We start from the raw sequence: 5,208 nt of genomic DNA on the forward strand, positions 1-5,208 counted from the left end.
CCCGGTCTGATCTGTAACCCATCAGCCCGGTCATACCTGAATGCGCACCCTACGACGCCTTATATCTCAATGTATTGAGATTGCCTTGCAATACCAAATCCCGTTTTAACGTCGATACCTTGCGGCAGATTTCTGCCATTTCCCGCTGTTCCTGCATTTTCCCCTGCCACTTGCTCGGCACCTGATCCCATTGCTGATAAATCGCATCCAGCGAACCAAACTGCATCAACAGCTCGCGGGCGCTTTTTGGGCCAATGCCGGGCACGCCGGGAATTTTACTGCTGCTGATACCGCACAATCCCCAGTAATCGGGCAACTGCGCGGGCGTTACGCCAAACTCTTGCTCAATAAAAGGCACATCCAGCCAGCGCTTCTGGAAATAATCGCGAATGCGAATGTTGGGCGCCAGCAGCTGGCAATAACCTTTATCGGTAGAAACAATCGTTGCCTGATGACCGGCGTCAGCCATTTTCACCGCCAGCGTGGCGGCGAGATCGTCGGCTTCGTCTAAATCGGCCACCCAACAGCTGACGCCGGCGGCACGGAAGGCGTCCTGTAGCGCGGGCATCTCCAGATGCAAATCTTCCGGCATTGGCGGGCGACCCGCTTTGTAATCCGGCAAAAGTTGATGGCGCCAGCCTGGCTGACGCTCATGGCTATCAAACACCGCCACCACATGCGTGGGCTGAGTATGTCCTAATAACTGATGCAAGGCGGCAACGCAGCCGTCGCGGCACGGCGATCCCTGAACGGCGTGCAGACGGCGAATCAGATTGAGTGCATCAATGATAAGAAGATGAAGCGACATAGCGATAGCGGCAGCCCGCAGGCTGCCTTCCTGATGGGTTATTTGATGATTTCGTAGCAAGGCGTGTAGGCGCTACCCGGCAGCTTCATGCGCTGCTGTGCGACAAAGCCTTGTAACAGCTCATCCATGCGGTGCATGAGATTGGCATCGCCGTGCAGCTTGTATGGACCTTTCTCGCGTATTTCACGAATCCCGATCTCTTTGACGTTACCCGCCACAATACCGGAGAAGGCGCGGCGCAGATCGGCCGCCAACAGCTCGGCGGGTTGATCCGGGAACAGCTTCAGGTTTGCCATATTCTCGTGCGTCGGCAGGAAGGGCACCTGCAATTCGGGTGCGATACGAATCGACCAGTTGAAGCTGTAGGCATCGCCGGTTTCGCGGCGATACTCTTTCACCTGCGGCATGGTTTTTTTCATCAAACGCGCCACTTCGGCGGCATCATCAATGATGATTTTGTAGTGCTTGCGTGCGGCTTCGCCCAAGGTGTTGACGATGAAATCATCCAGCACGCGGAAGTAGTCGGCGCTCTCTTTGGGGCCGGTCAGAATCAGCGGTAATACCTGATCGCTGTTGTGCGGATTCATCAAAATACCCAACAGATAGAGCAGCTCTTCTGCTGTGCCTACGCCGCCTGGGAAAATCACGATACCGTGGGCGATACGCACAAAGGCTTCGAGACGTTTTTCGATATCCGGCATGATAATCAACTCATTGACCAGCGGATTCGGTGGCTCTGCGGCAATGATTGACGGTTCGGTCAGGCCGATGAAACGGCTGTCATGATAGCGCTGCTGCGCATGACCAACCGCTGCGCCTTTCATCGGTGCTTCCATCACGCCAGGCCCGCAACCGGTACAGATGTTGAGTTCGCGCAGGCCCATTTGCGTGCCGACGTTGCGGCAATATTGGTATTCCACCGCATTGATCGAGTGACCGCCCCAACACACCACGGTATTCGGGTATTCGCCGATATGCAGGGCGCGCGCGTTTCGTAAAATCGAAAACACCTGATTGGTGATATGCGCAGAGTCTTCCGGTTCATCGTTCTGGCAGCGTTCGGTCGCCGCCAGTTGTCCGTTCACAAACAGGATGTCGCGCAGCACGGCAAACAGGTTTGCCTGCAGCGAACGAATAATACGGCCATCAACAAACGCCTCTTCCGGCGGATTGATGAGTTCAAGTTTCACACCGCGCTCACGGCGCAACACGTTGATATCAAAGTTTTCGAAACGCGAAAGCAATTCCTGACTGCTGTCGGTTTGGCTGCCGGAATTGAGTACCGCAAGAGAACAGTTACGAAACAGCTGATAAAGGTCGCTGCTGGCGGTGCGCTTCAGCATGTCGACTTCAAGCTGGGAGAGCAGATCCATCGAGCCAAGCGGGCTGATATGTGTAATCAAGAGAACTCCTTTACACGCAAATGCGTGGCTGATGACGCTGCGCTTAACTTATTAACGCAGCGACGAAAATCCCTGGTCGCGCATGCTTCAATCGCGCCTTCAACAGAGTAACGTTGTCCGCTGTGAATGCTCAAGGGGAACCGCGCATCCGTGCAGCGGCCTGCGAGGCGTCTCGCAATCTGTTACTGGCGAACCAGGCGGGAAAAACCGGGAGAGAAGGGCACGTTACTGCGCCACGGATTAATATCCAGACCGCCGCGCCGCGTGTAACGTGCATAAACGGTTAATGTTTCTGGCTGACAAAAGCGCTGAACATCGTTGAAAATGCGTTCAACGCACTGCTCATGAAACTCATTGTGCTGACGGAATGAGATGAGATATCGCAGCAGTGCTTCACGATCGATACGCGGGCCTTTGTAGCGGATCATCACCGAGCCCCAATCGGGCTGATTGGTGATTAAGCAGTTTGATTTCAGCAGATGGCTAACCAGCGTTTCTTCAACCACCTCGCGGCCAGCAGCCTGCGCCAGATAATTTGCGTTGAAGGCGTAATCGTGGATTTCGATATCTTGCTCATCAATCATTTCGCCAGTGAAGTGGCCAATTGGCTGGCCTTCCACTTCGCTGAGACGAAACAGGGCCACGCTAACCTGACCGTTCGCGCAGGCGCTGAGATCGCGCTCCAGCGTCTGGCGCACTTCGCCCCAGTCGGCGAAAACTGTCTGATTAAAACTGTTAAGATAGAGCTTGAAACTCTTCGACTCGATCAGGTTTTGGCTATCGGCGCGCAGCACTACTTCGCCCACCGCGACTTGCGGAACGCCTTTGCTGTTGAGCCAGGAGAGTTCGTATAGCGTCCAGATATCTGCGCCAGTAAAAGGCAGATTATCGGGATACAGCCCAAGCGGCTCACGGTTCAGGCTGCGCGGCACGGATTGCAGCAGCGTGTTATCGTAACGATCAACATAAGCCGTGGGCTTACCTAAGGTCAGGCCGCTTAATGCCTGATCCCGGTTTTCAGAAGACATAACGGTTACCACTAAATTTCATCAAAGTGGTTAAGTGTAACCTAACACCTGCGAGAATATGAATGATGCAGCAAACCGTAGATGCTCTGCGTGAATTTACCGCCCGCTACGTTGAACATTGGCAGCAACAAACCGGACATTTTCCCGCCAGCGCCGATCTGCTTGGCGTTCCCTCCGACTGCATTATCAGCACGCTGGATGACCGCATGTTGTGGCAGCCGCAGCCGTTTACCTTACCGGCCACGCTTGAAGCGGTGGAGCGTGCGCTGGATCTGCAGCTGCAACCGGAAATCAGTGCGTTTTACACCACGCAATTCGCAGGCGATATGACGGCAACATTAGAGCAGCGGCCGATTACCCTGCTGCAGGTATGGAGCGAAGCGGATTTCACCCGTCTGCAGGAAAACCTGATTGGCCATCTGGTTATGAAGCGCCGCTTAAGACAAGCGCCGACCTTGTTTATCGCCACCACCGATTCAGAGAATGATGTGATTGCGCTGTGCAATCTTACCGGTGAGGTCATTCTGGAGGAGCCTGGCACTAAAAAGCGTGAAGTGCTGGCGACATCCGTTAAGACATTTCTTAATGCATTACAACCGGTTACTCAGTGATTTGCAGATTTTTAGGCTGCACTTTGTGAGAGATCTCTCACGTCACGTGTGAGAGATCGCTAGATCATCGTGCAGACTTGCGGAAGCGCTAAATGTAAAAATATTGTGAATCATGAACTTATGGCATCAATCTGAAAATTAAGACAGGGCTTAATCCATTAACGCTTCTTACTGGCTTGTTATTGCGATGGTTTCTGGGAGAATAGTCACCACTGGCAGGATGCTGGGGATTAAGAGACGTTCAGGAGAATGTCAGCCAAGAGGCAGGAACGTAACGGAGTTTACGGCACAAGGAAGGCTTCAGGACGAAGCAGGACACTCAGGATTGAGTCAGGGACACCTCCAGGACGGAGAATGAGAGCCACGCGGAATGTGGCGGGCCAGGATGCTAAGGACCAATGTCATGATGACAAGCGACGGAAAGCGCAGGAAAAGTTGTCATGGATGAGCAGGGAGCACAGCAGTAGCTGGAATGCTGCAAACGAAAACCGGGAGCACTGTAATCACAGTGCTCCCTTTTTTTATGCCATTTTTGCGCCGGGCGTGACTGATGGTATGCTTGCCGCCCAATTTTTCTCTGGAGGTGGCGCATGTCGTCGCAAATGATTTTTCAGCGCCTGCAGCAGGTCGAAGCGGTGATGCGCGAACACGGCCATTGGCAGTCACAATCCCCCGAGGCGAACGCCTTCGCCAGTACCGAACCTTTCTGTCTCGATACCATGGAGCCGCTGCAATGGCTGCAATGGGTATTGATGCCGCGCTTTTATGCGCTGCTCGAAAGTGGCGCGCCGTTACCGCAGAATTTCGCTATCACACCTTATTATGAAGTTGCATTGCCAGCCGACACGGCGGGCTATGCGGCATTATTGCTGACGCTCAATAAGTTTGATGCGCTGTTCCAGGAACCTTCCGCCTGATGCTCGAAATCCTTTATCAAGATGAGTGGCTGGTCGCCGTGAATAAGCCAGCCGGTTGGCTGGTGCATCGCAGTTGGCTCGATCGCAATGAAAAAGTGGTGGTGATGCAAACGGTGCGCGACCAGATTGGTCAGCATGTGTTCACCGTGCATCGCCTCGATCGCCCAACCTCTGGCGTGTTGCTGATGGCGTTATCGAGCGAAGTCGCCCATCTACTGGCGCAGCAGTTTGAACAGCATCAGATGCAGAAAACTTATCATGCGGTGCTGCGCGGCTGGCTGGAAGGTGGCGCGACGCTGGATTATCCACTGGTGGAAGAGCTGGATAAGATTGCAGACAAATTCGCCACTCAGGAGCCTGTTGCCCAACCGGCAGTAACGGATTATCAGGCGCTGGCACACGTTGAGATGCCGGTCGCCATCAGCCGTTATAATACCGCGC

The 5,208-nt window shown here is 53.9% G+C and carries 6 protein-coding genes; 3 read left to right on the top strand and 3 right to left on the bottom strand.

What is annotated here, in order from left to right; genetic code table 11:
* Positions 1-49: 49 nt before the first annotated feature.
* From xni to queF, 3 genes are all read right to left on the bottom strand, one after another.
* Complete coding sequence (gene xni / locus RTY00_RS19280; protein WP_312665576.1) at positions 50-808, bottom strand: flap endonuclease Xni; 759 nt, start codon at positions 806-808, stop codon at positions 50-52.
* A 38-nt stretch (positions 809-846) separates the two neighbouring features.
* Positions 847-2,211: a nucleotide 5'-monophosphate nucleosidase PpnN gene (ppnN, locus tag RTY00_RS19285; RefSeq protein WP_312665577.1), complete on the bottom strand. Its 1,365-nt coding sequence runs from the start codon at positions 2,209-2,211 to the stop codon at positions 847-849.
* A 182-nt stretch (positions 2,212-2,393) separates the two neighbouring features.
* Positions 2,394-3,239 carry an NADPH-dependent 7-cyano-7-deazaguanine reductase QueF gene (gene queF / locus RTY00_RS19290; protein WP_312665579.1) on the bottom strand — a complete coding sequence of 282 codons (846 nt, stop codon included), beginning with the start codon at positions 3,237-3,239 and terminating at the stop codon, positions 2,394-2,396.
* Between the two features lie 62 nt (positions 3,240-3,301).
* Between queF and syd the strand changes: the two genes are divergently transcribed.
* The 3 genes from syd to RTY00_RS19305 form a co-directional block, all read left to right on the top strand.
* Complete coding sequence (syd, locus tag RTY00_RS19295; protein ID WP_312665581.1) at positions 3,302-3,850, top strand: SecY-interacting protein; 549 nt, start codon at positions 3,302-3,304, stop codon at positions 3,848-3,850.
* 590 nt (positions 3,851-4,440) lie between these two features.
* Positions 4,441-4,767: a YqcC family protein gene (locus tag RTY00_RS19300; RefSeq protein ID WP_312665583.1), complete on the top strand. Its 327-nt coding sequence runs from the start codon at positions 4,441-4,443 to the stop codon at positions 4,765-4,767.
* A partial coding sequence (locus tag RTY00_RS19305; RefSeq protein WP_312665584.1) for a pseudouridine synthase occupies positions 4,767-5,208 on the top strand: 442 nt, incomplete at its 3' end. The genes RTY00_RS19300 and RTY00_RS19305, both read left to right, overlap by 1 nt.

This window comes from Pantoea sp. CTOTU49201, assembly GCF_032054795.1.
In the GTDB taxonomy this organism is placed as follows: domain Bacteria; phylum Pseudomonadota; class Gammaproteobacteria; order Enterobacterales; family Enterobacteriaceae; genus Pantoea; species Pantoea symbiotica.

Coding starts and splice junctions, on each gene's coding strand:
- xni (WP_312665576.1), bottom strand. CDS start 808: ATGTCGCTTCATCTTCTTATCATTGATGCACTCAATCTGATTCGCCGT.
- queF (WP_312665579.1), bottom strand. CDS start 3,239: ATGTCTTCTGAAAACCGGGATCAGGCATTAAGCGGCCTGACCTTAGGT.
- syd (WP_312665581.1), top strand. CDS start 3,302: ATGATGCAGCAAACCGTAGATGCTCTGCGTGAATTTACCGCCCGCTAC.
- RTY00_RS19300 (WP_312665583.1), top strand. CDS start 4,441: ATGTCGTCGCAAATGATTTTTCAGCGCCTGCAGCAGGTCGAAGCGGTG.